Annotated in this window: 23 protein-coding genes; 16 read left to right on the top strand and 7 right to left on the bottom strand. The window is 51.5% G+C overall.

Annotated features, from left to right (window positions below; genetic code table 11):
• Positions 1–2 precede the first annotated feature (2 nt).
• Positions 3–1,106, bottom strand: coding sequence for a DNA-processing protein DprA (dprA, locus tag EA26_RS00880; protein ID WP_039422445.1), 1,104 nt, complete (start codon positions 1,104–1,106; stop codon positions 3–5).
• Positions 1,106–2,203 (bottom strand): LysM peptidoglycan-binding domain-containing protein, encoded by a 1,098-nt coding sequence (locus tag EA26_RS00875; RefSeq protein WP_039422444.1) that lies wholly within the window; start codon positions 2,201–2,203, stop codon positions 1,106–1,108. The genes dprA and EA26_RS00875 overlap by 1 nt, the downstream gene beginning before the upstream one ends.
• 138 nt (positions 2,204–2,341) lie before the next feature.
• Between EA26_RS00875 and def the strand changes: the two genes are divergently transcribed.
• From def to EA26_RS00845, 6 genes are all read left to right on the top strand, one after another.
• Positions 2,342–2,854: a peptide deformylase gene (gene def, locus EA26_RS00870; RefSeq protein WP_039422442.1), complete on the top strand. Its 513-nt coding sequence runs from the start codon at positions 2,342–2,344 to the stop codon at positions 2,852–2,854.
• A 33-nt stretch (positions 2,855–2,887) separates the two neighbouring features.
• Positions 2,888–3,835 (top strand): methionyl-tRNA formyltransferase, encoded by a 948-nt coding sequence (fmt, locus tag EA26_RS00865; protein ID WP_039422440.1) that lies wholly within the window; start codon positions 2,888–2,890, stop codon positions 3,833–3,835.
• A gap of 78 nt (positions 3,836–3,913) precedes the next feature.
• The gene (rsmB, locus tag EA26_RS00860) at positions 3,914–5,194 is read left to right on the top strand and encodes a 16S rRNA (cytosine(967)-C(5))-methyltransferase RsmB (protein ID WP_039422439.1); all 1,281 of its coding nucleotides are present in this window, start codon (positions 3,914–3,916) and stop codon (positions 5,192–5,194) included.
• A gap of 57 nt (positions 5,195–5,251) precedes the next feature.
• Positions 5,252–6,628, top strand: a complete 1,377-nt coding sequence (trkA, locus tag EA26_RS00855; protein ID WP_039422438.1) for a Trk system potassium transporter TrkA — start codon at positions 5,252–5,254, stop codon at positions 6,626–6,628.
• A 9-nt stretch (positions 6,629–6,637) separates the two neighbouring features.
• A complete protein-coding gene (locus EA26_RS00850; RefSeq protein WP_039422435.1) occupies positions 6,638–8,083 on the top strand; it encodes a TrkH family potassium uptake protein in 1,446 nt (481 codons plus the stop codon).
• 9 nt (positions 8,084–8,092) lie between these two features.
• Positions 8,093–8,626, top strand: coding sequence for a DUF3157 family protein (locus EA26_RS00845; protein ID WP_052079588.1), 534 nt, complete (start codon positions 8,093–8,095; stop codon positions 8,624–8,626).
• Here EA26_RS00845 and trhA read toward each other — a convergent pair.
• Together trhA and EA26_RS00835 are read right to left on the bottom strand one after the other, a co-directional pair.
• Positions 8,623–9,267 (bottom strand): PAQR family membrane homeostasis protein TrhA, encoded by a 645-nt coding sequence (gene trhA / locus EA26_RS00840; RefSeq protein ID WP_039422432.1) that lies wholly within the window; start codon positions 9,265–9,267, stop codon positions 8,623–8,625. The two genes, EA26_RS00845 and trhA, sit on opposite strands and share 4 nt — an antisense overlap.
• 89 nt (positions 9,268–9,356) lie before the next feature.
• Complete coding sequence (locus EA26_RS00835) at positions 9,357–10,148, bottom strand: sporulation protein (RefSeq protein ID WP_039422429.1); 792 nt, start codon at positions 10,146–10,148, stop codon at positions 9,357–9,359.
• A 602-nt stretch (positions 10,149–10,750) separates the two neighbouring features.
• Here EA26_RS00835 and EA26_RS00830 point away from each other — a divergent pair.
• From EA26_RS00830 to EA26_RS00815, 4 genes are all read left to right on the top strand, one after another.
• The gene (locus EA26_RS00830) at positions 10,751–11,017 is read left to right on the top strand and encodes a YihD family protein (protein ID WP_039422426.1); all 267 of its coding nucleotides are present in this window, start codon (positions 10,751–10,753) and stop codon (positions 11,015–11,017) included.
• A gap of 281 nt (positions 11,018–11,298) precedes the next feature.
• Positions 11,299–12,720: a cytochrome c oxidase accessory protein CcoG gene (ccoG, locus tag EA26_RS00825; protein ID WP_039422424.1), complete on the top strand. Its 1,422-nt coding sequence runs from the start codon at positions 11,299–11,301 to the stop codon at positions 12,718–12,720.
• Between the two features lie 50 nt (positions 12,721–12,770).
• Positions 12,771–13,757, top strand: coding sequence for a serine/threonine protein kinase (locus EA26_RS00820; protein WP_039428664.1), 987 nt, complete (start codon positions 12,771–12,773; stop codon positions 13,755–13,757).
• A 31-nt stretch (positions 13,758–13,788) separates the two neighbouring features.
• A complete protein-coding gene (locus EA26_RS00815) occupies positions 13,789–14,388 on the top strand; it encodes a thiol:disulfide interchange protein DsbA/DsbL (RefSeq protein WP_039422421.1) in 600 nt (199 codons plus the stop codon).
• 49 nt (positions 14,389–14,437) lie between these two features.
• Here the strand turns inward: EA26_RS00815 and yihG are convergent, their stop codons facing one another.
• Positions 14,438–15,319: a 1-acylglycerol-3-phosphate O-acyltransferase, YihG family gene (yihG, locus tag EA26_RS00810; RefSeq protein WP_039422418.1), complete on the bottom strand. Its 882-nt coding sequence runs from the start codon at positions 15,317–15,319 to the stop codon at positions 14,438–14,440.
• Between the two features lie 159 nt (positions 15,320–15,478).
• Here yihG and EA26_RS00805 point away from each other — a divergent pair, with 159 nt between their 5' ends.
• Positions 15,479–16,435 (top strand): DUF2860 domain-containing protein, encoded by a 957-nt coding sequence (locus EA26_RS00805; RefSeq protein ID WP_039422415.1) that lies wholly within the window; start codon positions 15,479–15,481, stop codon positions 16,433–16,435.
• On the opposite strand, the gene EA26_RS00800 is transcribed toward EA26_RS00805, so the two are convergent.
• Positions 16,432–17,955, bottom strand: coding sequence for a YifB family Mg chelatase-like AAA ATPase (locus EA26_RS00800; RefSeq protein WP_039422412.1), 1,524 nt, complete (start codon positions 17,953–17,955; stop codon positions 16,432–16,434). The genes EA26_RS00805 and EA26_RS00800 overlap by 4 nt on opposite strands.
• A gap of 468 nt (positions 17,956–18,423) precedes the next feature.
• Here EA26_RS00800 and ilvG point away from each other — a divergent pair, with 468 nt between their 5' ends.
• Genes ilvG through ilvA form a run of 5 tightly spaced genes read left to right on the top strand, consistent with a single transcriptional unit; the run spans position 18,424 to position 24,703 of the window.
• Positions 18,424–20,070 (top strand): acetolactate synthase 2 catalytic subunit, encoded by a 1,647-nt coding sequence (gene ilvG / locus EA26_RS00795; protein ID WP_039422409.1) that lies wholly within the window; start codon positions 18,424–18,426, stop codon positions 20,068–20,070.
• A gap of 11 nt (positions 20,071–20,081) precedes the next feature.
• Positions 20,082–20,366: an acetolactate synthase 2 small subunit gene (ilvM, locus tag EA26_RS00790; protein WP_039422406.1), complete on the top strand. Its 285-nt coding sequence runs from the start codon at positions 20,082–20,084 to the stop codon at positions 20,364–20,366.
• 11 nt (positions 20,367–20,377) lie between these two features.
• Positions 20,378–21,316: a branched-chain-amino-acid transaminase gene (gene ilvE / locus EA26_RS00785; RefSeq protein ID WP_011079064.1), complete on the top strand. Its 939-nt coding sequence runs from the start codon at positions 20,378–20,380 to the stop codon at positions 21,314–21,316.
• A gap of 12 nt (positions 21,317–21,328) precedes the next feature.
• Positions 21,329–23,170 carry a dihydroxy-acid dehydratase gene (ilvD, locus tag EA26_RS00780; RefSeq protein ID WP_039422402.1) on the top strand — a complete coding sequence of 614 codons (1,842 nt, stop codon included), beginning with the start codon at positions 21,329–21,331 and terminating at the stop codon, positions 23,168–23,170.
• Positions 23,171–23,173: 3 nt separating this feature from the next.
• Positions 23,174–24,703, top strand: coding sequence for a threonine ammonia-lyase, biosynthetic (gene ilvA, locus EA26_RS00775; RefSeq protein ID WP_039422398.1), 1,530 nt, complete (start codon positions 23,174–23,176; stop codon positions 24,701–24,703).
• A 30-nt stretch (positions 24,704–24,733) separates the two neighbouring features.
• Here the strand turns inward: ilvA and punR are convergent, their stop codons facing one another.
• Positions 24,734–25,642, bottom strand: a complete 909-nt coding sequence (gene punR, locus EA26_RS00770) for a DNA-binding transcriptional activator PunR (protein ID WP_039422395.1) — start codon at positions 25,640–25,642, stop codon at positions 24,734–24,736.
• Between the last annotated feature and the right edge of the window lie 18 nt (positions 25,643–25,660).

Here is a 25,660-nt window from a genome sequence, read left to right as displayed (position 1 = left end):
AGCTAGCCCCTCCCCCTTCGAATATAGCCACCGTTAATTGCAACAACATGTCCTGAAAGCTCAAGCTCTAGGAGCTGCATCATGACTTCTTGCACAGGTATATTGGTCCTGTTTGCCAGAATATCAACTGGTGTCGCCTCACTTCCTACGTTAGCTAACAGCTCAGGAAATGGCAATTGTTCTTCGGTATTAAGTGGAGAAAATAAATCTCTCGTCTGCTGCTGATAAGACCAATCCAGTAACGATTGTATTTCACGCAAGATGTCATTGGGCTCAGAGACTAAGCACGCCCCGTTTTTGATCAGTTGGTTGCCGCCTCGACCATTCACCGAAGAGATCGAACACGGCAGCGCAAAGACTTCTCGCCCTTGCTCTGCCGCATAACGAGCGGTAATGAGTGAGCCGCTTTTTTCCGCCGCTTCCACAACCAACACCCCCAGCGCTAAGCCACTGATAATGCGATTACGGCGAGGGAAGTTTTCTGCGCGGGGTTTGGCATCAGGGCGAAATTCAGACACCAACGCGCCGTTCTCGGCGATTCGTTGCGCCAGCTTGCGGTGGCGAGCGGGATAAATGTGTTCCAACCCTGAGCCGAGCACGGCGATGGTGTCACCACCTGCACTGAGTGCGCCATCGTGAGCGTGGCCATCAATACCCAGCGCTAAACCACTGGTCACTGCAAGCCCCTGTTGAACTAAAAACTCCGCAAACTGCCGAGCATGCTGCAGCCCCTCTAGGCTGGCATTACGACTACCAACCATCGCAAGTTGCGGCTTGCTCAGTGCGCCCACCTCCCCTTTAACAAACAGATAAGGCGGCGCGGCTCCAGCTTCTTTAAGCAGTGGCGGATAATTGTCGTCGGCTAAGGTGAGAATGTGATGATCTTGTTGCAACTGCCAAGTCAGCGCCGCTTCCACATCGCGGCGAGCCTCTTGCCGCAGATAAGCCAGTTGAGCAATCGAAAACCCCAAGTTGTGTAAAGCATTATCTGAGTAGGAGAGAATATTGAGTGGAGCATCAATACTGAGTAACTTGGCTAGTCGTTTTGCGCCAATCTGCGGCGTAAAACTTAAACTTAACCAAGCAATCAGCTCTTGCTCTGACATTAAGGCTCCTGAGTAGAGGGGCTCGGTTCAGGCTCTGAGGGCGGCACAACGATAATGTCTCGGGTGATCGGTTTATTGCTGCGAGTAATCAAAGCAAGACTAAAATAGTCGTAAGGGCGGATCACCATCAGTTCGCCAACGCGCGTTTGTGGCAAGGTGATGGCTTCGTCAGCCGAACCGGATTCATAGCTAAAAGCATCATCTCGGCGATACACTTCGGCCGAAGTGTTATACAGCTCAAACATATGTCCTTGACGCAGATTGTCCGCCGATCCTTTATCCAAAATCACCACCTGATTTGGCGCACTGTAGTCAATACCGTCAATATTGCCGAGCATTTTTACCGCTAGCCCTTGCGGTGCCGGAGAAGGATAAAAAGTTGTAGACAGGGTATTGAGTTGAGTTTCTGAAACGGGTAAAGCAATGTCATTCAGCAAGACTTCTTGACGAAGGGCTGTCACTTCAAGACTCGAATAGTCTTCAGCGCTGTGCCTAAGCTTCCCTTCTGCGACCACACGCAGCGCAACCACTGGCGATGGTAGATCGTCACGGGTAAACTCGGCCACCACACGGTAGATGGCCCACTGCTTTTCACTGTGTTGGCCGCTGATAAACAAGCTCTCTTCTTTTGCGAGATATTGATGCCCATCACTGGTACCCATAACACGAGCGACCGTGGCAAGCTTTTCTTTTTCTAATAAGCGATCCGATTGGAGATAAGGGAGCACTAAGCTTTCCGCCACAACCGGCAGAGCTTTCTTCTCGGTAATGCGCGCTTTGGGGCTCAAGGTGACCACAGGTTTTAAACTCAGCATCGGCTGACCATTTTTCCACACCAGCGACAACTTATCGCCCGGATAGATCAGATGAGGGTTCTCAATCTCTGGGTTAATCTGCCACAAACGTGGCCACAACCAAGGGCTGTCTAGGTAGAGCGCGGAAATATCCCACAAGGTATCGCCTTTCACTACCACATAGGTTTTCGGTGCGTCCGCTTTAACCGCCAAAGGCACCGTTTCGGCCTGCGCCATTAACGTAGCGGTACAAAACAGAGGCAATAATATGGCGCGCGACAGCGCTTTAATGGCTAGCTTCATGATTGAGTTCCCTACCCCAAGAACGGGAGTAACACGCGGAAATTGGTGTCAGGATGCTGTCATTTAGGCTATAAAATGTCTAGAATTGAGCCAACTAGGTTTGTGCTGTTTCGGCACGCTTCAACATTTTGAGTGTATATGTCTGTATTGCAAGTATTAACATTCCCGGATGATCGCCTGCGCACCGTTGCAAAACCGGTCGACGCCGTCACCCCTGAAATTCAGAAAATCGTCGACGACATGATCGAAACCATGTACGACGAAGAGGGCATCGGCCTTGCTGCAACACAGGTGGATATCCACCAGCGTATCGTGGTGATTGATATCTCCGAAAGCCGTGATCAGCCAATGGTGCTGATCAATCCAGAAATTTTGGAAAAACGCGGTGAAGACGGCATTGAAGAAGGCTGTTTGTCGGTTCCCGGAGCGCGCGCATTGGTACCTCGTGCGGCAGAAGTCACCGTCAAGGCGCTGGATCGTGATGGCAACCCATTCACGCTTGAGGCCGATGATTTATTGGCGATCTGTATTCAACACGAGCTCGACCATCTTCAAGGTAAGTTGTTTGTCGATTACCTCTCGCCGCTTAAGCGCAAACGTATTCAGGACAAATTAGCGAAAATTAAACGCTACAACGAAAAAAATGCCTAATACGACCATTTTGAATTTAGAAGGAAGTCAGCCTTGAGCCAGTCTTTACGTATTGTCTTTGCAGGGACTCCGGATTTCGCCGCCCGTCATTTGGCGGCGTTGTTGTCTTCGGAGCACGACGTTATTGCGGTGTACACTAACCCCGATCGCCCCGCGGGCCGGGGTAAAAAACTGGCCGCGCCGCCAGTCAAAGAGTTAGCCCTTGAGCACAACATTCCGGTGTATCAACCGGAAAACTTTAAATCGGTTGAAGCCAAGCAAGCGCTTGCCGACCTAAATGCCGATCTCATGGTGGTGGTGGCTTATGGGATGTTACTGCCGCAAGCGGTACTGGACACGCCCAAACTCGGTTGTATTAACGTACACGGTTCTATCTTGCCACGTTGGCGTGGTGCTGCGCCGATTCAGCGCTCTATCTGGGCGGGTGATGCCGAAACAGGCGTAACCATCATGCAGATGGACATCGGCCTCGATACCGGTGACATGCTTAAAGTCGCCACTTTACCGATTGAACCGAGCGACACCAGCAGCTCGATGTACGACAAACTGGCGCAGCTTGGCCCGAAAGCGTTACTCGACTGTTTGAGCGAAATTGCCGCTGGCACCGCCGTGGCAGTAAAACAAGACGACGAGCTCGCTAACTACGCGAAAAAACTCAGCAAAGAAGAAGCACGCATCAACTGGCAAGACGATGCAGCGCACATTGAACGCTGTGTACGCGCCTTCAACCCTTGGCCGATCAGCCACTTTGACGTGGCCGAAAACAGCATCAAAGTGTGGCAAAGCCGCATCGCAGAGCAAACCAGCTCAAAAGCGGCCGGGACCATTTTGCAAGCAGACAAAAGCGGCATTTACGTCGCCACTGGCAACGGTGTACTGGTTTTAGAACAGATCCAAATCCCGGGTAAAAAAGCGATGCCAGTGCAGGATGTGCTTAACTCGCGCGCGGCTTGGTTTGAAGTCGGCTCAGTGCTGGTTTAATTTTCTCGGCGATGCAACTCGCCTCACTAAGAACTTTACGAGGGCAGAGACGCCCTCTTTAACTTTAAGGTACTCAACATGAATGTTCGCGCTGCGGCTGCCAACGTCCTGTATCTTGTGGTCGACAAAGGCCACTCGCTGTCCAATGCCCTTCCAGAAGCTCAACAATCAATTCGTCCACGTGACCACGCGCTGCTGCAAGAGATCTGCTATGGCGCGCTACGCTATCTTCCTCGTTTGGAAAGCATTGCCAGCCAGTTGATGGAAAAACCGCTCAAAGGCAAACAACGCGTCTTTCATCATCTGATTTTGGTTGGACTATATCAACTCGGACACATGCGCATTCCAGCCCATGCCGCCGTAGCGGATACCGTGGAAGGCGCGCAGGATCTCAAAGGGCCACGCCTGCGCGGCCTGATTAACGCGGTGCTGCGTAACTACCAGCGCAACCAAGAACAGCTTGATGCCTTTTCTGTTAGCCACAATGCGGGAAAATACGCCCACCCAAGCTGGCTGCTGAAAACACTACAACAAGCCTATCCGCAGCAATGGCAAGAGATTGTGGACGCCAATAACCAAAAAGCGCCAATGTGGCTGCGAGTCAATCAACAGCACCACGATCGCGATGCCTATGTGGCGCTGCTCAATGATGCAAACATTGATAGCACAACGCACAGCGAAGCAAAAGACGCGATAAAATTGGCCGCACCGTCCGATGTGCGCGCCCTGCCCGGGTTTGCTGAAGGCTGGGTTTCAGTCCAAGATGCCGCTGCCCAATTGGCTCTGCGTTATCTACAGCCACAAGATGGCGAGTTGATCCTCGACTGCTGCGCGGCACCGGGTGGCAAAACCGCCCATGTGTTAGAGCAGGTAAGCGCGCGAGAAGTGGTGGCGATCGACTGCGATGAAACCCGCCTTAAGCGCGTGACAGAGAACCTGCAGCGCCTCAATCTGCAAGCGCAGGTGATTTGCGGCGATGCACGCCACCCACAGCAGTGGTGGCAAGGCGAACAATTTGATCGCATTTTGCTTGATGCGCCTTGCTCAGCGACGGGGGTGATTCGTCGTCATCCCGACATCAAATGGCTGCGCCGCGAGGACGATATTGCGGCCTTGGCCCAACTGCAAAGCGAGATTTTCGATGCAATGTGGACACAGCTTAAACCGGGCGGTACGCTGGTTTACGCCACCTGTTCCATCATGCCAATGGAAAACGTCGAACAGGTCAAAGCGTTTTTGCAGCGCACCCAAGATGTCGAGTTAGTTGGCTCCGATCCTGAGCAGCCAGGGCGTCAGATTCTGCCGGGCGAAGAAGACATGGACGGCTTCTACTACGCGGTACTTCGCAAGCACGCATAAGCACAACAGGCGATTGAGCACAGCTCAGTCGCCTGTTCCCATTTAAGAGAACAGAGTATGAAGATCATTATTCTTGGTGCTGGCCAAGTTGGCGGCACGCTGGCAGAGAACCTGGTCGGGGAAAACAACGACATCACCATCGTCGACAAAAACGGCGACCGACTGAGGGAGTTGCAGGACAAATACGATCTGCGCGTGGTCAACGGCCATGCCAGCCACCCCGATGTGCTGCATGAAGCGGGCGCGCAAGATGCCGACATGCTGGTCGCCGTGACCAACACCGACGAAACCAATATGGCGGCGTGTCAGGTGGCGTTTACTCTGTTCAACACCCCGAACCGCATTGCGCGTATTCGATCTCCGCAATACTTGGCTGAAAAAGAGGCGCTGTTCAAATCGGGCGCGATTCCGGTCGATCACTTGATTGCACCTGAAGAGCTGGTGACCAGCTACATTGAACGTTTGATCCAATACCCGGGCGCGTTGCAAGTGGTCAGTTTTGCCGATGAGAAAGTCAGCCTCGTGGCGGTCAAAGCCTATTACGGCGGGCCGTTGGTTGGTAATGCACTCTCTGCACTGCGCGAACACATGCCGCACATCGACACCCGCGTCGCGGCGATTTTCCGCCAAGGCAGACCGATCCGCCCGCAAGGCACCACGATTATTGAAGCCGACGACGAGGTGTTCTTCGTTGCGGCGAGCAATCACATCCGCTCGGTAATGAGTGAATTGCAACGGCTGGAGAAAACCTATCGCCGCATCATGATTGTCGGCGGGGGCAACATCGGCGCCAGTTTGGCGAAAAGGCTCGAACAGACTTACAGCGTCAAACTCATTGAGCGCAATTTGCAGCGCGCCGAAAAACTCTCTGAAGAGCTGGAAAACACCATTGTTTTCTGCGGTGACGCCGCAGACCAAGAGCTGCTGACGGAAGAGAACATCGACCAAGTGGACGTGTTTATCGCCCTGACCAACGAAGACGAAACCAACATTATGTCTGCCATGCTGGCCAAACGCATGGGGGCAAAAAAAGTGATGGTATTGATCCAGCGTGGCGCGTATGTGGATCTCGTTCAAGGCGGCGTGATTGACGTGGCGATTTCCCCACAACAAGCCACCATTTCAGCGCTGTTAACCCACGTTCGCCGCGCAGACATCGTCAACGTTTCCTCACTACGCTGCGGCGCGGCAGAGGCGATTGAAGCGGTCGCACACGGCGATGAAAACACCTCGAAAGTGGTTGGCCGCGCGGTGGGCGACATCAAACTGCCACCGGGTACCACCATTGGCGCCATCGTACGTGGTGAAGAGGTGCTGATTGCCCACGACAGAACCGTGATTGAGCAAGATGACCACGTGGTGATGTTCTTGGTCGATAAGAAATACGTGCCCGACGTGGAAGCCTTATTCCAACCGAGCCCATTCTTCCTCTAGGACTGTTGTATGGTTAACTTTCGTCCCGTACTGTTTGTGATTGGGCTGGTATTGTCCAAAATCGCCCTATTCATGTACGTTCCGACGCTAGTGGCGTTTTTTACCGCGACCGGCGGCTTTCTCGATTTCGCCCAAGCGGTGGTGATTACGCATATTGCGGCGTTTATCTGTTTAAGCATTGGTCGCACCGCGCACTTTAAACTCAGCGTGCGCGATATGTTCCTTATCACCAGTTTGGTGTGGACCATAGCCAGTGCGTTTGCCGCGCTGCCTTTCATGTTCATCAACCACATTAGCTTTACCGATGCCTACTTTGAAACCATGTCCGGCATCACCACCACAGGCTCGACCGTGCTCAGTGGTTTGGACAACATGGCGCCGAGCATCTTATTGTGGCGTTCGATTTTGCAGTGGCTCGGCGGAGTGGGCTTTATCGTTATGGCAGTAGCGGTTTTGCCGATGCTCAACGTCGGGGGGATGAAGTTGTTCCAAACCGAATCTTCCGATTGGTCGGACAAAAGCAGCCCCAGAGCAAAAACTGTGGCCAAAAATATTGTGGCGGTGTACCTAATCCTCACTGTGCTTTGCCTCGCGGGTTATTTGCTGACCGGGATGAACCTGTTTGACGCCATCAACCACTCATTCACTACCTTATCAACCGGTGGCTACTCCACTTCCGACGGCTCGATGAACCATTTTTCCAAAGGGGCACATTGGGTTGCAACCCTGTTTATGTTTTTGGGCGGCTTGCCTTTTCTGCTGTTTGTCTCAGCGCTGCGCAAACGACGTTTAGACGCGCTGTTTCGCGATGCACAAGTGCAGGGCTTTACCTTTTTGTTTCTCGGATCAAGCTTAGTGGTCGCGACTTGGTTGGTTCTGCGCGACGGTTATACCATCGCCGATGCACTGCGGGTGGCAATGTTCAATATTGTCTCTGTGGTGACCACCACCGGATTTGGCTTGGAAGATTTCACTGCGTGGGGCGCTCTGCCGACCACGTTATTTGCCTTTTTGATGATGGCCGGTGCTTGCTCTGGCTCGACCTCTGGCGGGATTAAAGTCTTCCGCTTTCAGATAGCGATGACGCTGCTCAATAAGCAGATCATGAAACTCATCCACCCTTCGGGAATTTTCGTGCAGCGCTACAACCATCGCCCAGTCAATGACGACATTGTGCGATCCGTGGTGGCTTTTGGTCTGATGTTTTTTATCACCATCATCGCCATCGCTGGTGGTTTGAGTGCCATGGGGCTGGATCCTGTCACCAGCATTTCGGGCTCAATCACCGCAGTGGCGAATGTCGGCCCGGGAATGGGCAATGTGATTGGCCCAACAGGCAATTTTGCCCCACTGCCGGATGCTGCCAAGTGGTTACTTAGCCTAGGTATGTTGATGGGACGTTTAGAAATTTTGACCTTGTTGGTGCTGTTCTTTCCCGCCTTTTGGCGACGTTAAGGAGACGAGATGGAACTGTGGACAACGGCCTTGATGCTACTAAGTGGCGCCAGCTATGCCGGGCAAGTGATTACCCTGCCCGATGGGCGACAAGCCGAGCTGAATGATGATTTTACTTGGCGCTATCTGCTGCCAGAACAGAGCGAGAAAACACCGCAACCAATGTCACTGCGCAAACCGCTGCTGGCTGGCGTAACCATCACCCCCGGCAATGGCAAACCCGTGCTGCAACTCTCGCACTCTGGTGTGGATGTGATCCTGCGCGCGGCCGAGTATCAAGACGGCGAGTTGCTCATTCCGCTCTCCGTCGCCAATCAGAGCACGCAATCGGTGATCACTGTCGCCGTCGAGCTGACAATCACTGACCTAGATGGAGAGATTTTGTATCACGACAACGTCGTCGTTTGGCAATCGATCAAGCGTTTAGCTGAAACCTATTTGCGTCCACAACAGTTAGCGCAAGGCAAAACGATAAAAATCGCTCTGCCACCGCTTGCTCAGTATCAGCTACAAGCCAATATCGTGCAGATAGACAGCCGTTAAACCGGCTGAACGTAGAGATAAATAGCTAAGAAGTGGCAAACGCATCCAGCCAAGACAAAACAGTGCCAGATGGCATGATTGAAGGGAATGCGTTTTGCCACATAGAAAATCACGCCCAGCGAGTAGATCACCCCACCACAGGCTAAGAGTGTCAGCCCACCCACGTCTAACGTGATCGCCAACTGGTAAATCACGACCAAAGAGAGCCATCCCATCAGTAAGTATGATATGAGAGAAAAGCGCTTAAAGCGGTAGACAAACGCCACTTTCATGATGATACCGAGCAGGGCTATCGACCAGATGACAATCATTAAACCAATCGCCAGTGGCGTGCGTAAACTCACCAACAGAAAAGGCGTATAGCTACCCGCGATCAACAGATAGATGGCGCTGTGATCAAACGTTTTCAGCCAACGTTTGGCCTGCGGTGAGGGAATCGCGTGATAAAGTGTCGAGGCCAAAAACAGCACAATAATGCTGGCGCCGTAAACGGCCATACTGGTTATAGTTAAGGTGTCGGCGTTGTGTTCGGCGGCTTTGAGCAACAACAAAATCAGCCCAACAATCCCAAACACCATGCCCAGTGCGTGCGTCACCGCGTTGGCGACTTCTTCACGCACACTGTATTGATTTACTGACATAACAAACTGCACCGCACAAGATGACTGAATCTCGCGTCAGTATCGCACATTTGGCTTACACGTGTAAGCCAAAAATTATGACGCTTTGTTTACGTGCTTTGTTCCAAAAACTGCACCACTCGCGCACCAGCTTCTTGGCCACTCACATCAAGGGGAATCGTCAACTCACGTTTCAGTTTTCCTGCACCCAGCAGGCTGGCTAGCATGCCTTTTCCACCTTCGCGCAGGCGATCCACTTCAAACCATAAGCTCAACCCATCATCCTTACGATAGGCCACCATTTCCAACTCACGCCAACGCCCGTGATAAGGCCCTGCGGTTGGAACAAACTCAAATTCTTGCACAAAGGGCAACTCAAACCCCTCAACCGCTTCGCATTCCACCTGGCGAATACGCAGCCCTTTCTCTTCCAACGCAGTGAAAATGCCGTCCATCAACGCATCTGGTCGCACGGTCAAACTGTCTTTATCTGTGGGATCGACCGCCATCGCCACATCCAATCCCGTTTCCAGCCAAACACGCGCATCGCCTAAGGTGATCGGCGTGTTGCACGGAATCGCCAAGCTCACATCAAAGACCCGCTCTTCACCTGGCTGGATGGTAAACGCATAGGGCAACGTCCACTTGGCCAGCACATGCGTCTGAGCGACGCGCCGCAACAACTGGCTTTCTCGATCGCCACTGTCCTGTGCGACTTCGGCGATATAGCGGCAGCAAAGCTTCACATCGATGTTGTCAATCTCCTGCGCACTCGCTCCACCATAGACATGGATTTTGAGCTCTGCCTGCTGGCCGGCGTACAACACATCCTGCTGCAATACCGAATCCACTTTGGCACTGCCGATACCAAAGCTGGCCAACGTTTTTTTGAAAAATGACATATTCACCTCCTTGAACAGACACTCAGTGTACTGACGAATCACCACTGGCGAATAGTATCCAGCTCACAGATAGTCACTGTAATCTTCGTCTTGTCACATCAGTTAGACATTTTTTCCAGCGATTAATTGTGCAACTATCGATCGATTTTAATAAGGGTGCTAATCTATACATGATATGCATGCATATCGTTATTCCTGCACATTTATTTGGATTGGCAGACGCCAGAAAGAGCCACCCTTCAAGTTTTGAAGTTCAACTCATAAATGTACAGGCCATTAGATTGGCAATGGATATGCCTGACCGTTAGGTAAAAAATGCGCCCAACAGCAGTCAGGTTCTCGCACACAAACCGTAGTGCAATGCGTCGTCGTAATGGTTTTGCCGTTGCTCCGACTGCAAAAAAAAATGGCTCTTGGTATGACCCTAGTCGAGCAAGCCGCTCTGATGCAAACTCCGGCTAAAATCATTCAGGCAGCTTAATCTAAAAAGCGTAGCAGTTGCTGCGCTTTTTTCTTTTGCCAAGCCACACATTCCCGTTTGGCCTTCTGTTTGCAATTTGATACCTTAACGCAAAATACCTATAAAATTTGTGGAGAAAGAGATGAAGTGTCATCGAATTGAAGAGTTGCTTGAACTGCTCGAACCTGAGTGGCAAAAAGAGCAAGAGATGAACCTGTTGCAATTTATCGTCAAGCTCGCTGGCGAAGCAGGGTTTAAAGGCCCGTTGGAAACACTTTCTGACGATGTGCTGATTTATCACCTCAAAATGCGCAACAGTGCCAAAGATGAGATGATTCCTGGACTGAAAAAAGATCAGGAAGAAGACTTCAAAACCGCCATTCTACGAGCGCGTGGCATCATCGAATAACATCTCACTGATTGATTTCCTCAAAGCGATTCCGATGAATCGCTTTTTTTATTTTCACCCGCTGTTCAGGGAAAAATTGCGTTAACTGTACTGAAATTTGTTGTTAAATGTTGATAGCGTTAAAGAAATACAAATGTTATTGGTTGTATAATCGTCATTCATCAGTATTTACTAAAATAGTAGATAGCCCTGTTCAATTCGATGAATGGCGGCCTATCAGCAATGTCACTGAGCGCAAACAAACAGAAATTGCGCCACCAAAGCCTAAGAAGGATCAATCCATGAGTCAGGATAAAATCGATATCAAAGATGTGACTCCCAAAACGTTTAACCCGAAGACCCACAAAGGAAACGGCGATAGATTTAACCCCAGCAACCGGATTTACGTTCGTGAAAGCAAAGGGACTTACCAGAAGCTGCGCCGCTATGGTGGTTGGTTTTTGCTTGTATTGTTTGCGATGGTGCCGTGGATCTCGTACGGCGATCGTCAAGCCATCTTACTCGACTTTAGCCGCCAGCAATTTAACTTCTTTGGCACCACGCTCTACCCACAAGATCTCTCCTTACTGGCGCTGCTGTTTATGATCGCCGCATTTGGCCTGTTCTTTATCACCACCTTTCTTGGCCGGGTGTGGTGTGGTTATCTCTGCCCGCAGACCGTTTGGACGTTTATGTACATCTGGTTTGAAGAAAAACTCGAAGGCAGCGCCAACAAGCGTCGCAAACAAGATGCCGGCAAGCTAACCACCGATTTGGTGCTGCGCAAAACCGTCAAACACATTGCGTGGTTTGCTATCGCGCTGGCGACCGGATTTACCTTTGTCGGCTATTTTGTGCCAATTCGTGATCTGGTGGTGGATTTCTTTACCCTCAACGCCAGCTTTGGCCCGGTGTTCTGGGTGATGTTCTTTGCTATTTGTACTTACGGTAATGCAGGTTGGATGCGTTCGATCATGTGTATTCACATGTGCCCATACGCCCGCTTCCAATCGGCGATGTTTGACAAAGACACCTTCATCGTCGGTTATAACACCAAACGCGGTGAGCAACGCGGACCTCGTTCGCGCAAAGCCGATCCCAAACAGCTGGGCTTAGGTGATTGTATCGACTGCGACTTATGTGTGCAGGTCTGCCCAACTGGGATTGATATCCGTGACGGTTTACAATACGAATGCATCAACTGCGGCGCTTGTATCGACGCTTGTGATACCACCATGGAGCGAATGGGCTACGAAAAAGGGCTGATCAGCTACACCACCGAACATCGTCTTTCTGGCAAACATACCAAAGTGATGCGCCCGAAACTGATTGGTTATGGTCTGGTGCTGTTAGTCATGATCGGGCTGTTCTTCGCTCAAGTCGCCTCGGTGGATCCGGCCGGGTTGAGTGTCATTCGTGACCGCAGTCAGCTGTTTAAGGTCAATAGCTCCGGCGAAGTGGAAAACACATACACGCTGAAAGTGATCAACAAGACGCAGCAAACTCAAGAATATCAACTGGATGTGAAAGGCTTGTCGGATGTGAGCTGGTATGGCAAACAAACCATTCACGTCAGCCCCGGTGAGGTTTTGAATCTGCCGTTAAGTTTAGGGGTTAATCCCGACAAGCTGAGCTCTTCAATTACGACAATTCAGTTTATACTGACCGATAAGAGCAACGACTTCAGCATTGAAGTAGAAAGCCGTTTCATTAAGAAACTGTAACTTCACCCTTAATTATGGAAAAAGGCTCAGTAATGAGCCTTTTTGTTTTTATGTCGCAAAGTGAGTTTAATTTTGCCGCGTTAACCCCCGACTTTATGTGGTACGCCTTAGAGAGTATTGGTGTGCGCGCTGAATCCGGATTTCTGCCGTTAAACAGTTACGAAAACCGCGTGTATCAATTCAGCGATGAAGACCGAAAACGCTACGTGGTGAAATTCTATCGTCCAGAGCGCTGGAGCGCTGAACAGATCGAAGAGGAGCACCAGTTCACTTTAGAGCTACTCGACAACGACATTCCCGTCGCCCCACCTTTGGTGATCAATGGGCGCACTTTGCATCACTATCAAGGCCATTTATTTGCCCTGTTTACCAGCGTGGGCGGGCGGCAGTTTGAAGTGGACAACCTCGATCAGCTCGAAGGCGTCGGCCGTTTTCTTGGCCGGATGCACAAAGTGGGCGGCCAACAACGTTTTGCCCATCGTCCAACTATCGGTCTGCAAGAGTACCTCCACCAGCCACGGGCCACTCTTGAGCAATCAGAGATGATCCCACATCATCTGCAAAATAGTTTTTTCAGCGACCTTGATCGGCTGATCAGTGCCATCGAGCATCACTGGCCTGCTCATAACGACATTATCCGCTTGCATGGCGATTGCCATCCGGGGAATATTCTCTGGCGCGACGGACCAATGTTCGTCGATTTAGACGATGCGCGAAATGGCCCAGCGGTACAAGATTTATGGATGTTACTCAGTGGTGAGCGTCACGAAAAAACCATGCAACTGGATATTTTTCTGGAAGGCTACCAAGACTTTTGCGATTTTAATCACGCTCAGTTGAAACTTATCGAGCCTTTACGTGGTCTACGAATGGTGCATTATATGGCCTGGTTGGCAAAACGATGGCAGGATCCGGCGTTTCCCCTCGCCTTTCCTTGGTTCAATGAGCCAAAATACTGGGAAGGTCAGGTTCTGGCGTTTAAAGAACAAATCGCCGCTTTAGAAGAGCCCCCTCTTTCATTGATGCCGCAATGGTAACCAGCCTTACAACTAACGGAGAAATTATTAGATGAAGAAGTTGTTCGCATTTTTTTCACTGCTCATGCTCAGCCTAACAGCCAACGCTGCCAATTTTAAACAAGGTGAGCACTACAAAGTGCTGGATCTCGAAGCATCGAAAAAACCCAGTGTCACCGAATTCTTTTCTTTCTACTGCCCCCACTGTAATAGCTTTGAGCCGATCATCCAGCAACTGAAAAATCAGCTGCCTGACGGGGTCAAACTGCAAAAAAATCACGTCTCTTTTATGGGCGGTTCGATGGGACTATCGATGAGTAAAGCCTACGCCACCATGATTGCGCTAAAAGTCGAAGATAAAATGGTTCCAGTGATGTTTAACCGCATTCACAACCTGCGCAAAGCGCCAAAAGATGACGCCGAGCTGCGCCAAATCTTCCTTGATGAAGGTATTGATGCGAAGAAATTTGATGCGGCTTTCAATGGCTTTGCCGTGGATTCTATGGTGCGTCGCTTTGACAAACAGTTCCAGGATAGCGGTTTATCTGGCGTGCCTGCGGTACTGGTGAACAACAAATACCTCGTTCAGGCGCAAGGCATCAAGAGCGTTGATGAGTACATTGAACTGGTCAACTTCCTGCTGAAGAAATAATATCACTAGGTTGATAAAAATCGGGGAGCCCAATGGGCTCCCCGATTTTTTAACCTCGGTGAATCTCTTTGAGCACAGCATCTTTTTCCTGCCAAAGATCGCCAAGCCACTGCTGAAACTGACGCTTGTAGGGTTTATCGTTGAAATAGTCGCCCATCACCTGCTCATTCACTGGTAAGACACGGATACGCACCACGATTTTACGCATTCGCCCAAGCAGCAGATCGCGAAAAGGTTTGTCGGTGTTGTGCGGATAAGCCAGCGTCACATCAATGATATGGTCAAACTGCTCGCCCATCGCCGCTAAAGTGTACGCAATACCACCCGATTTTGGTTGCAGCAAATAGTCGTAACCCGCTTTACTGCTGCGCTTTTTCTGCTCAGTAAAACGCGTTCCTTCGACATAGTTAACCACGGTGGTTGGCGAATGTTGAAACTTGGCGCAAGAGCGGCGTGTGGTTTGTAAATCTTGCCCGCGCTTATGTGGATGGCGGATCAAATACTCACGTGAATAACGACGCATAAATGGCATATCCAAAGCCCAACAAGCCATACCGATAAAAGGCACGTACAGCAGCTGCTGTTTGAGAAAAAACTTCGGCATGGGAATACGATCTTTGAACACGCTGCACAGCACCACAATGTCGGTCCAACTGAGATGATTACTGATCAGTAGGTACCAGCCATCCTTCTTTAACCCTTCTCCACCCTGAATATCCCACTCGACCCGGTTGGACAGAGACAAAAGCTGGGTATTGACCGTTGCCCATAACCACATCATACGATTGGCGGCCGCCGTGGCATGAGATTTTAAACGTATGGTCGGCAACACCATTTTGATGAGGGCAATCAGGCAGATTGCAATCGAACACACTGCCGAGTTGAGAATAACCAGAAAAACGTTAATCAAAAGTAACAAATATGCCAACATAATGATGTTCAATAACCCATCTATCAGGTGAAGAAAAAAACAGCATGTGATTATACTGTTCCAAGGTCAGTTTGGAACACGTGAAAAAATGGTCCGAGTAGTTTTCACCAATTAATGTGCGCCTTCATCCGCGAACACAGCAAACCATAAGGATAAACCATGCGAAAACTCATTTTGGCAACCCTCATCGGCGTTGCCACTCAGTCAGCACAGGCAGGGCTAGCGGATAGCCAAGGCTACAGCGGGGAGTTGTCACTCATCACCGGTTACAGCGCCAGTGAATCCAACTTCAATACCGAAGCAGAGGCCAGCATCAGCGATTATCGCGCCCCCTCTTCAAGCGAAAGCCAAGCGCTGATTGGTATTCTGGGCAACCTCGCCTACACCTTCGGTCAAGGGTTGGAACATCAAGTCTATCTGGGTACCACTCGCGAAGATGTTGCGGTCGGCACGCTGGCGCTACAACTGGGTTATAGGCACCAACTGCCGTCGGGTATCGTGCTTGATGTTTCGCTCCTACCAACCATAATGTCAGGCGAAACGTGGCAAGATCCTTATGCGCTCAATACTCGGCGCCAAACCACCGATGAAGATGGCATGGCGTATCGCTTTAAATTGGAAAATCTCGCCGACGGTAACCTCAGCGCCGATTTTGCTTATGCAAGCAAAGAGATAGAGAAAGATAGTGTAAGCGATGCCAGTTTACGTCGAGATAGCAAGAGTTATTACGTCAAGGTGGATTATCGGTATATGCTGCGCCCAACCAGTTTCTTACTGCCTGCCTTTACCTACATCCAGCACGATGCGGATGGCAAAGCGGCCTCTTATGACTCCTATGCCGCCGATCTAAGCTGGTTTAACATCATGGATCGTCACCGCTTAGCTCTAACCGCCGGTTACCGCTTGCAAGATTACCAAGCCAGCAGCCAGCTCTTTGCTAAAACGCGCGAAGATCAGCAATTGAGCCTGTTTTTGGCTTATGAATATCAGAACCTGTTCATGCAACCTCAATGGTCGTTCATCACGCTCGTTGGCTACAACCAAACCAACTCGAACATTGCCTTTTACGATGCGCAAGATGTGCTACTTTCTGTCGGGGTCAACTACCGTTTTTAGACCGCTTGTGCAGTCAATTGCCTGAGCAGCCGATCCATCGCCCGATAGCCCAGCGCTTCGGCCAAATGAGGACGGGTTATCTGCTCAGCGCCTTGCAGATCAGCAATGGTGCGCGCCACTTTGATAATGCGATGATAGGCGCGAATAGAGAGCCCGAGTCGATGCAGCGCGGTTTCTAAAAATTGCGCATCTTCCTTGGTGAGCGGGCAATAGGTCTCAATTTCTCGACTGCCTAACAGCGCGTTCACTTTGCCACTGCGCTGCTGCATGCGCTCTCTGGCCAAGTTGACCCGCTGTTTTACCAATGCAGTAGGCTCCCCGCGATCCCCGCCCTCCGCCAACATCCCTTTGGGAAGGGAGGGGATTTCTAGCGACATATCGAAGCGATCAAGCAGCGGCCCTGACAAACGGCTCAGGTAACGCAGAATGGCCTGTGGATTAGCACGGGCTTGGTTCCCTTCGTAATAGCCGGTTGGACTAGGGTTAAGCGCGCCGACCAACTGAAAGCGCGCCGGAAAGCGGGTTTTGCCTTGCGCCCGAGAGATGATAATTTCACCCGATTCCAACGGCTCTCGCAGCGAGTCAAGCACCTTGCGTTCAAACTCAGGCATTTCATCGAGAAAGAGTAAACCATTGTGCGCAAGGGAAATTTCGCCCGGCCGAGGAATAGATCCACCACCGACCAACGCCGCCATTGAACTGGAGTGGTGCGGCGCACGAAACGGCCGCTGCTTCCAGTTATGCTCGGTGATGTCACTTTGCATCAGAGAGGCCACCGAGGCGGTTTCCATCGCCTCCTCCGTACTCATTTCCGGCAGTAAATCACGCAAACGTGACGCGAGCATGGTTTTCCCTGTGCCTGGCGGGCCAAGGAACAGTAAGTTGTGGTTGCCCGCCGCCGCAATCTCTAAAGCACGTTTACCCTGCTGCTGGCCGATAATATCTTGCAAATCCCGTTCATGGCTTTGGCGAGTGGGCTGCTTGGGTGTTTGATACAAAATCAAGCTTTGCTGACCACACAGGTGTGCGCACACTTCCAACAGCGATTGCGCCGAGCGGTGTCGCTCCTTATTGACCAGCGCCACTTGATCGCCATTAGCATGCGGAACCACCAACTGGCGTTCGGCCAGATTGGCCGCCAATGCCGCAGGCAGTACCCCTTTTACGCAGCGCAGTTCTCCACTTAACGCCAGCTCACCAATAAATTCATGTAATGCGATATGCTGCATAGGGATTTGATCTGATGCCGCCAAGATCCCCAGCGCAATCGGTAAGTCGAAACGCCCGCCTTCTTTGGGCAAATCGGCTGGCGCTAAGTTGACCGTGATCCGTTTCGCGGGAAACTGAAAATTGCTGTTGACGATCGCGCTGCGCACGCGATCTTTCGACTCTTTAACGGTGGTTTCCGGTAAACCCACCAACGTAAATCCGGGCAGACCGTTACTGATATGGACTTCCACACTCACCAATGGCGCTTCGACCCCAACACTTGCACGACTATGAATGATGGCCAGTCCCATTTTGTCCTCGTTAATTTATAGGTGCGATTAAGCAAAGTTTTTTAGCCAGACCAGTTATATAGCTTGAAGCGCTAAGAGGAGAATGTGAAAAAAGAATGAGTTTTTGCTTGTCACACGGCAGTTTTGTGTGTTACCACTAGTGACGCAAACAATTTCGTACATGATTACATAACAGATTTAACGACAGACAGATGAACTTTGCCGCTCAAATTAACTCTCTGATTATCCTCATTATCGTGGTCCTGATTAGCACCGCGCGGGGGAGAATGGGCGCAAAATAACCACAAGATTTTAAAGACCCCCGCACTGAAAAGTCCGGGGGTTTTTTTACAGCCATGGGTTGGCGAAGTTCTAAACTGAATACAATAAATTTTACAGTTCAGAAATGACGGGAAGTATGGGAGCGCACGCTATGTGCAATAAGTATGGAAATCGCTACCAGCCACAAGGTAGCCAAGGGGGCACACGATGACTGGAGCAGAGTTAGTCGTTGCCGCATTAAAACAACAGGGCATCAAAACCGTTTTTGGCTACCCCGGTGGTGCCATCATGCCAATCTACGATGCTCTATACGATGGCGGAGTAGAACACATTTTATGCCGCCATGAACAAGGTGCGGCGATGGCAGCGATTGGCATGGCGCGAGCCACGCAAGATGTTGCGGTGTGCATGGCCACATCGGGCCCCGGAGCCACCAACCTTGTCACTGGTTTAGCCGATGCCTTTCTTGATTCAGTGCCATTAGTGGCCATCACCGGTCAGGTTGCCAGTTCCCACATCGGCACCGATGCGTTCCAAGAGATGGATGTTATCGGCATGTCTTTGGCCTGTACTAAGCACAGCTATCTGGTCACCGATATCCATGAGTTAGCGCCTACTTTGGCTGAAGCGTTTGAAGTGGCGAAAACTGGCCGACCCGGCCCTGTGATTGTCGATATCGCCAAAGACGTGCAATTGGCCAACGCACCGGTTGATTTATTACCTCCATTTACCCCTCCTGCCCCACCTAGTGTTTCTCCTGTGGCTATCGCAAAAGCGCAAGAACTGCTGGATAAAGCCACTCGCCCAGTGCTGTATGTGGGCGGCGGCGTGCAAATTGGCAAAGCGACCCACACGGTACGTGAGTTTTTGCGCCTTAATCCTATGCCTGCCGTTAGCACCTTAAAGGGCCTTGGCACCATTGAGCGTCACGACCCTCACTACTTGGGCATGCTCGGCATGCACGGCACCAAAGCGGCCAACCTCGTAGTGCAAGAAGCGGATCTTTTGTTGGTCGTCGGTGCACGTTTTGATGACCGTGTGACGGGCAAACTGGAGACCTTCGCTCCTCACGCCAAAGTGATCCACATCGATATCGACGCGGCAGAAATCAGTAAATTGCGTCATGCCAATGCACCGTTGCGCGGCGATATCAATGTCATCTTGCCTCAACTGGAACTAACGCGTGATATTTCCCCTTGGGTTCATCACTGTGAAAGCCTGCGCAGCGGCTTTAAGTGGCGCTATGACCATCCGGGCGAGCTTATTTACGCACCGGGGCTACTCAAACAGCTCTCGGATTTGATGCCCGATAACACCATCGTCTCCACCGACGTAGGCCAACACCAGATGTGGGCAGCGCAGCACATTCAGCCACGCGAGCCACAAAACTTCATCACCTCAGCGGGCCTTGGCACTATGGGTTTTGGCTTGCCCGCAGCGATGGGCGCTGCGGTGGCAAGGCCAGACGCGCAATCGGTGCTGATCTCAGGTGATGGCTCAATCATGATGAACATCCAAGAGTTGGGCACGCTGAAGCGTCGTCAGATCCCAGTCAAAATCGTGTTGTTAAACAACCAACGCCTTGGCATGGTGCGCCAGTGGCAATCACTGTTCTTCGACGGCCGCCACAGTGAAACCATCCTCGACGACAACCCAGATTTCGTCATGCTGGCAAAAGCCTTTGATATTCCTGGTAAAACCATTACCAAGAAAGAAGAAGTGGAACCGGCACTGAAAGAGATGCTGGCAAGCAAAACGTCTTACTTGCTGCATGTATTGATTGATGAAGAAGAAAATGTGTGGCCGCTGGTACCGCCAGGTGCGTCAAACAGTGATATGTTGGAAAACACCTAGGAGAACCCCTGATGGAACGTTATTTATTAGACATCAAAGCCGATGACAAACCGGTCCTGTTAGAGCGTGTTCTCCGTGTGATCCGCCACCGCGGCTTTGTGATTAAGCAAGTCGCTGCAACGCAAAACCATGAGAGCAAGGTCGCCAGTGTCGAAATCATCGTCGATAGCGATCGCCCTATCTCATTTCTCATCAATCAAATTGAAAAATTGTGGGATATTCGTAGTGTTGAGGTGATGAAGATTCGTAACGACGAACTCCCTAACAACAATCTACAACAACACGTAAGTGCATAAGGAAGGCAATAATGGCAACGAAAACAGCAGATTATATCTGGTTTAATGGCAAGATGGTTCCCTGGGCAGAAGCGAATGTCCACGTTCTGACTCACGCCATGCACTACGGCACCTCGGTATTTGAAGGGGTTCGCTGTTACAACACGCCAAAAGGGCCGATTGTCTTCCGTCACCAAGAACATGCGCAGCGTCTGAAAGATTCTGCCAAAATTTACCGCTTCCCAATCCCCTTTTCGGTGGAAGAGATCATGGAAGCGACTCGCGAAACTCTGCGTCAAAACAAGCTGGATAACGCCTACATTCGCCCACTGGCGTTTGTTGGCAACGTTGGCTTGGGCGTTTGTCCTCCAACCGATACCGAAATGGATCTGATCATTGCCGCCTTCCCTTGGGGCTCTTACTTAGGGGAAGAAGCGTTGGAAAATGGCGTTGATGCCATGGTCTCAAGCTGGAACCGCGCCGCGCCAAACACCATTCCGACCGCCGCGAAAGCGGGCGGTAACTACCTCTCTTCTCTACTGGTTGGTGGTGAAGCACGTCGTCATGGCTATGCGGAAGGGATTGCGTTAAGCGTGGATGGTTACCTTTCAGAAGGTGCCGGTGAAAACATTTTCGTGATCAAAAATGGCGTCATCACCACCCCACCAGCGACGGCCGCGATTTTACCCGGCATCACCCGTGACTCCATCATGACGCTCGCGCGTGAGATGGGTTATGAAGTGCGTGAAGCCAACATCGCCCGTGAAGCGCTCTATCTCGCTGACGAAGTGTTTATGACGGGCACCGCCGCCGAAGTGGTTCCGGTGCGTAGCGTCGATCAAATCCAAGTGGGCGCAGGCAAACGCGGCCCAATCACCAAAGCCGTGCAAGAAGCGTACTTTGGTTTATTCAATGGCACCACCGAAGATAAGTGGGGCTGGTTAGATTACGTGTACCCAGAGAAGAAGTAGGGAGACAAGACAATGCCTAAATACAGATCAGCCACCACCACTCATGGTCGCAACATGGCCGGTGCACGCGCACTATGGCGTGCCACAGGCGTCAAAGATGAAGACTTCGGCAAACCGATTATTGCCGTGGTCAACTCCTTCACTCAGTTTGTTCCGGGTCACGTGCATCTGAAAGATCTCGGCCAGCTGGTTGCCAAAGAGATTGAAGCCGCAGGCGGTATCGCCAAAGAATTCAACACCATCGCGGTGGACGACGGTATCGCCATGGGTCACGGCGGCATGCTCTACTCGTTGCCTTCTCGTGAACTGATTGCCGACTCGGTGGAGTACATGGTCAACGCGCACTGCGCCGATGCCATGGTGTGTATCTCCAACTGTGACAAAATCACCCCGGGAATGCTGATGGCGTCAATGCGCCTTAATATCCCGGTGATCTTTGTCTCGGGCGGGCCAATGGAAGCGGGCAAAACCAAGCTTTCGGATCAGATCATCAAGCTGGATCTGGTCGATGCTATGATCCAAGGCGCGGATCCTAAAGTCTCGGATGAGCAGAGCGAACAGATCGAACGTAGCGCGTGCCCGACCTGTGGATCCTGCTCGGGCATGTTCACCGCCAACTCGATGAACTGCCTCACCGAAGCGCTTGGCCTTTCTCAGCCTGGCAACGGCTCCTTGCTCGCAACGCATGCTGACCGTAAAGAGCTATTTTTAAGCGCCGGTCGTCGCATCGTTGAACTGACCAAGCGTTACTACGAACAGGATGACGAAAGCGCACTGCCACGCAACATTGCAACCAAAGATGCGTTTGAAAATGCCATGGCACTAGACATCGCCATGGGCGGTTCCACCAACACCGTTTTACACCTATTGGCCGCAGCGCAAGAAGGTGAGGTGGATTTTGACATGACCGATATCGATCGCATGTCTCGCATGGTGCCTCACTTATGTAAAGTGGCGCCATCAACCCAGAAATACCACATGGAAGATGTGCACCGCGCTGGTGGCGTGGTCGGTATTTTGGGCGAACTTAACCGCGCTGGCTTGCTGCACAATCAATCGAAAACCGTGCTTGGCCTCACTTGGGAAGAGCAGCTTGCCCAGTACGACATCATGCTGACCGACTCGGAAGAAGTGAAACGCTTCTACCGCGCAGGCCCTGCGGGTATTCGCACCACTCAAGCGTTCTCGCAAGATTGCCGCTGGGATACCTTGGATGACGATCGCGCGCAAGGCTGTATTCGCACCAAAGAAAACGCCTTTAGCCAAGATGGCGGCCTCGCTGTTCTCAAAGGCAACATTGCGCTGGATGGCTGTATCGTTAAGACCGCAGGTGTGGATGAAAGCATTCTTAAATTCACCGGCCCTGCGGTGGTCTTCGAAAGCCAAGAAGACGCGGTGGAAGGTATCTTGGGTGGCAAAGTTAAAGCAGGCGATGTGGTGGTGATTCGCTACGAAGGACCGAAAGGCGGCCCAGGCATGCAAGAGATGCTCTACCCTACCACTTATTTGAAATCGATGGGCCTTGGCAAAGCGTGTGCACTACTGACCGACGGCCGTTTCTCTGGCGGTACATCGGGCCTTTCTATCGGCCACGCCTCACCAGAAGCGGCCAACGGCGGCGCGATCGGCTTGGTCAAACAGGGCGACTTGATTGCCATCGACATTCCAAATCGTACTATTTCTCTTGAAGTCTCCGATGAAGAGATGGCGGCGCGCCGCGCTGAGCAAGATGCGCTTGGCTGGAAACCAGTTTCTCGTCAGCGCGAAGTGTCGTTTGCTCTCAAAGCCTACGCCAGCATGGCAACCAGCGCAGACAAAGGCGCGGTAAGAGATAAGTCTAAGCTTGAGGGCTAAGCGATGACCTTAACCAAATACACTGGCGCAGACTATCTGCGCCAGATATTGCGCGCTCCCGTGTATGAAGTCGCGACCGTCACCCCACTGCAAGAGATGCCGCGTTTATCGGCGCGCATTGGCAACAATGTGCAGATCAAACGGGAAGACCGCCAGCCAGTGCATTCGTTTAAATTGCGTGGTGCTTACAATATGGTAGCCAATCTGTCGCAAGCGCAGAAGGATGCGGGGGTGATTGCTGCCTCAGCGGGCAACCATGCACAAGGTATGGCACTCTCTGGTACCCGTCTTGGCATTGAAACTACCATTGTTATGCCTCGCACGACGCCGGATATCAAAGTCGACGCGGTGCGCGGTTTTGGCGGCAAAGTGGTGTTGCACGGCAGCAACTTCGATGAAGCCAAAGCAGAAGCTGAGCGTCTTTCGCAAGAGAAAGGCTACACCTTTGTGCCCCCCTTCGATCATCCTTTAGTGATTGCCGGGCAAGGCACCATCGGTATGGAGATGCTGCAGCAAAACGGCCACCTCGACCACATTTTCGTCCCTGTTGGGGGCGGCGGTTTAGCCGCTGGCGTGGCGGTGTTGGTCAAGCAACTGATGCCAGAGATCAAAGTCATTGCGGTTGAGCCAGAAGATTCCGCCTGCCTCAAAGCTGCGTTGGATGCAGGCAAACCTGTGGTGCTGGATCAAGTCAGCATGTTTGCTGATGGCGTGGCGGTCAAACGCATTGGCGATGAAACTTTTCGTCTATGCCAACACTACATCGACGATCACATCACCGTCTCCAGCGATGAGATCTGCGCGGCGGTCAAAGATATTTTTGAAGACACCCGCGCGATTGCCGAGCCTTCCGGGGCGTTAGCGCTGGCGGGGCTGAAAAAGTATGCCGAGAAACACAAGCTCAAAGGGTGCAATCTCGGTACGGTGCTTTCAGGGGCCAACACTAACTTCCACGGTTTGCGTTATGTCTCTGAGCGTTGTGAGCTGGGTGAGAAACGTGAAGGCTTGCTTGCGGTGACCATTCCCGAACGTAAAGGCGCCTTTTTTGAATTCTGCAACCTAATCGGTGGCCGAGCGGTGACTGAGTTTAACTACCGTTACAATGATGACTCGCTGGCCAATATTTTTGTCGGTGTTCGCCTGCAAAACGGCCAAGAGGAACTCGATGGCATCATTCGCGACTTGCGCGAGGGTGGCTATCCGGTGGTGGATCTTTCTGATGACGAAATGGCCAAGCTGCACGTGCGCTACATGATTGGCGGTAAACCCTCCAAACCCCTTAAAGAGCGCTTGTACAGCTTTGAGTTTCCCGAGTACCCGGGTGCGCTGCTGAAATTCCTCAGCACACTGGGCACGCATTGGAATATCAGCTTGTTTAACTATCGCAACCACGGCGCCGATTATGGCCGAGTGTTGTGTGGTTTTGAGCTGGATGAAAACGACTTATCGCGTTTTTCCGCCCATTTGCGCGAACTGGGTTATCAGTGTAAGGATGTGACAGACAATCCGTCTTACCGCTTCTTCCTTTCTTAAGCTTCACGCCCTGCTCGCCAGGGCGTGATTTTATCTGGTACTCAGCAGCCAATCTTGATGCAGTTGATGTGAGTTCCCCAAGTAATCCACCATCCACTGAATCAACTTGTGGTTGTCATCTTTGCGCCACACTAAGCAACACTGACTGAGTGGCTTATCATCTGGCAATATTTTTTCCACCAGCACACCATCGTTGATGAGCGGCATGGCAATATGACGCGGCATATACCCCACCCCGACGCCATTTTTTAAACACTCGATGGCACTGTACCAGTTGGGCAACAATAAACGCCGCTGCTGCGGATAATGGCCAGTATGGCGCTTAGGCAACATGCTTGAGGTATCGTCCAAACAGATCGCCGGAAACTGGCTGACAAACGCTTCAGTGAGCACTTGCTGACGCACGCAAGGATGGGCAGGCGACATGACAAACGCCCAATCGAGACGGCCCATATCACGCACTTCAAAATCACCGCCGACTGGGATGGCCGAGGTAGCGCCGATGACGATATCCGCGCGCCCTTGGGCGATCGCTTCCCAAGAGCCGTTGAACACTTCCATGTTGATTTGCAGTTCTGCAAAATCGAATTCGCGATAGAAATCCTCAACCAAAGGCTTGAGCTTATCGAGCTTGACCACGTTATCCAGCGTTAACTTGAGCGTGGATTGCCAGCCTTGCGCCGCGCGCCGCGTCTGCGACTTCACCTCTTCCATCTGCCTTAGCAACATTCGCGCTTCCGCAATGAACAGCTCACCAGCGGGGGTCAGTTCTACTTTTCTCGGTAAACGGCGAAACAGCAGTACCCCCAGATCTTGCTCCACTTGGCGAACACCATAACTGATGGCCGAAGGCACTTTATGCAGTACTTCAGCGGCGGCAGTAAAACTGCCTAGGCGAGCTACGACGTCTAACATCTCGAGCGATGATTTAGAAAACACCCCGAATACCCTTCAAAA

The organism is Vibrio navarrensis (assembly GCF_000764325.1).
GTDB classification, from domain to species: Bacteria; Pseudomonadota; Gammaproteobacteria; order Enterobacterales; family Vibrionaceae; genus Vibrio; species Vibrio navarrensis.
The sequence above is the reverse complement of the archived record's forward strand: the minus strand, read 5'-3'. Positions and strand labels throughout refer to the sequence as shown.

What these genes read in the sequence shown, in the direction of transcription:
- dprA (WP_039422445.1), bottom strand. Translation starts at nt 1,106, where the DNA reads ATGTCAGAGCAAGAGCTGATTGCTTGGTTAAGTTTAAGTTTTACGCCG.
- EA26_RS00875 (WP_039422444.1), bottom strand. Translation starts at nt 2,203, where the DNA reads ATGAAGCTAGCCATTAAAGCGCTGTCGCGCGCCATATTATTGCCTCTG.
- def (WP_039422442.1), top strand. Translation starts at nt 2,342, where the DNA reads ATGTCTGTATTGCAAGTATTAACATTCCCGGATGATCGCCTGCGCACC.
- rsmB (WP_039422439.1), top strand. Translation starts at nt 3,914, where the DNA reads ATGAATGTTCGCGCTGCGGCTGCCAACGTCCTGTATCTTGTGGTCGAC.
- trkA (WP_039422438.1), top strand. Translation starts at nt 5,252, where the DNA reads ATGAAGATCATTATTCTTGGTGCTGGCCAAGTTGGCGGCACGCTGGCA.
- EA26_RS00850 (WP_039422435.1), top strand. Translation starts at nt 6,638, where the DNA reads ATGGTTAACTTTCGTCCCGTACTGTTTGTGATTGGGCTGGTATTGTCC.
- EA26_RS00845 (WP_052079588.1), top strand. Translation starts at nt 8,093, where the DNA reads ATGGAACTGTGGACAACGGCCTTGATGCTACTAAGTGGCGCCAGCTAT.
- trhA (WP_039422432.1), bottom strand. Translation starts at nt 9,267, where the DNA reads ATGTCAGTAAATCAATACAGTGTGCGTGAAGAAGTCGCCAACGCGGTG.
- EA26_RS00835 (WP_039422429.1), bottom strand. Translation starts at nt 10,148, where the DNA reads ATGTCATTTTTCAAAAAAACGTTGGCCAGCTTTGGTATCGGCAGTGCC.
- EA26_RS00830 (WP_039422426.1), top strand. Translation starts at nt 10,751, where the DNA reads ATGAAGTGTCATCGAATTGAAGAGTTGCTTGAACTGCTCGAACCTGAG.
- ccoG (WP_039422424.1), top strand. Translation starts at nt 11,299, where the DNA reads ATGAGTCAGGATAAAATCGATATCAAAGATGTGACTCCCAAAACGTTT.
- EA26_RS00820 (WP_039428664.1), top strand. Translation starts at nt 12,771, where the DNA reads ATGTCGCAAAGTGAGTTTAATTTTGCCGCGTTAACCCCCGACTTTATG.
- EA26_RS00815 (WP_039422421.1), top strand. Translation starts at nt 13,789, where the DNA reads ATGAAGAAGTTGTTCGCATTTTTTTCACTGCTCATGCTCAGCCTAACA.
- yihG (WP_039422418.1), bottom strand. Translation starts at nt 15,319, where the DNA reads ATGTTGGCATATTTGTTACTTTTGATTAACGTTTTTCTGGTTATTCTC.
- EA26_RS00805 (WP_039422415.1), top strand. Translation starts at nt 15,479, where the DNA reads ATGCGAAAACTCATTTTGGCAACCCTCATCGGCGTTGCCACTCAGTCA.
- EA26_RS00800 (WP_039422412.1), bottom strand. Translation starts at nt 17,955, where the DNA reads ATGGGACTGGCCATCATTCATAGTCGTGCAAGTGTTGGGGTCGAAGCG.
- ilvG (WP_039422409.1), top strand. Translation starts at nt 18,424, where the DNA reads ATGACTGGAGCAGAGTTAGTCGTTGCCGCATTAAAACAACAGGGCATC.
- ilvM (WP_039422406.1), top strand. Translation starts at nt 20,082, where the DNA reads ATGGAACGTTATTTATTAGACATCAAAGCCGATGACAAACCGGTCCTG.
- ilvE (WP_011079064.1), top strand. Translation starts at nt 20,378, where the DNA reads ATGGCAACGAAAACAGCAGATTATATCTGGTTTAATGGCAAGATGGTT.
- ilvD (WP_039422402.1), top strand. Translation starts at nt 21,329, where the DNA reads ATGCCTAAATACAGATCAGCCACCACCACTCATGGTCGCAACATGGCC.
- ilvA (WP_039422398.1), top strand. Translation starts at nt 23,174, where the DNA reads ATGACCTTAACCAAATACACTGGCGCAGACTATCTGCGCCAGATATTG.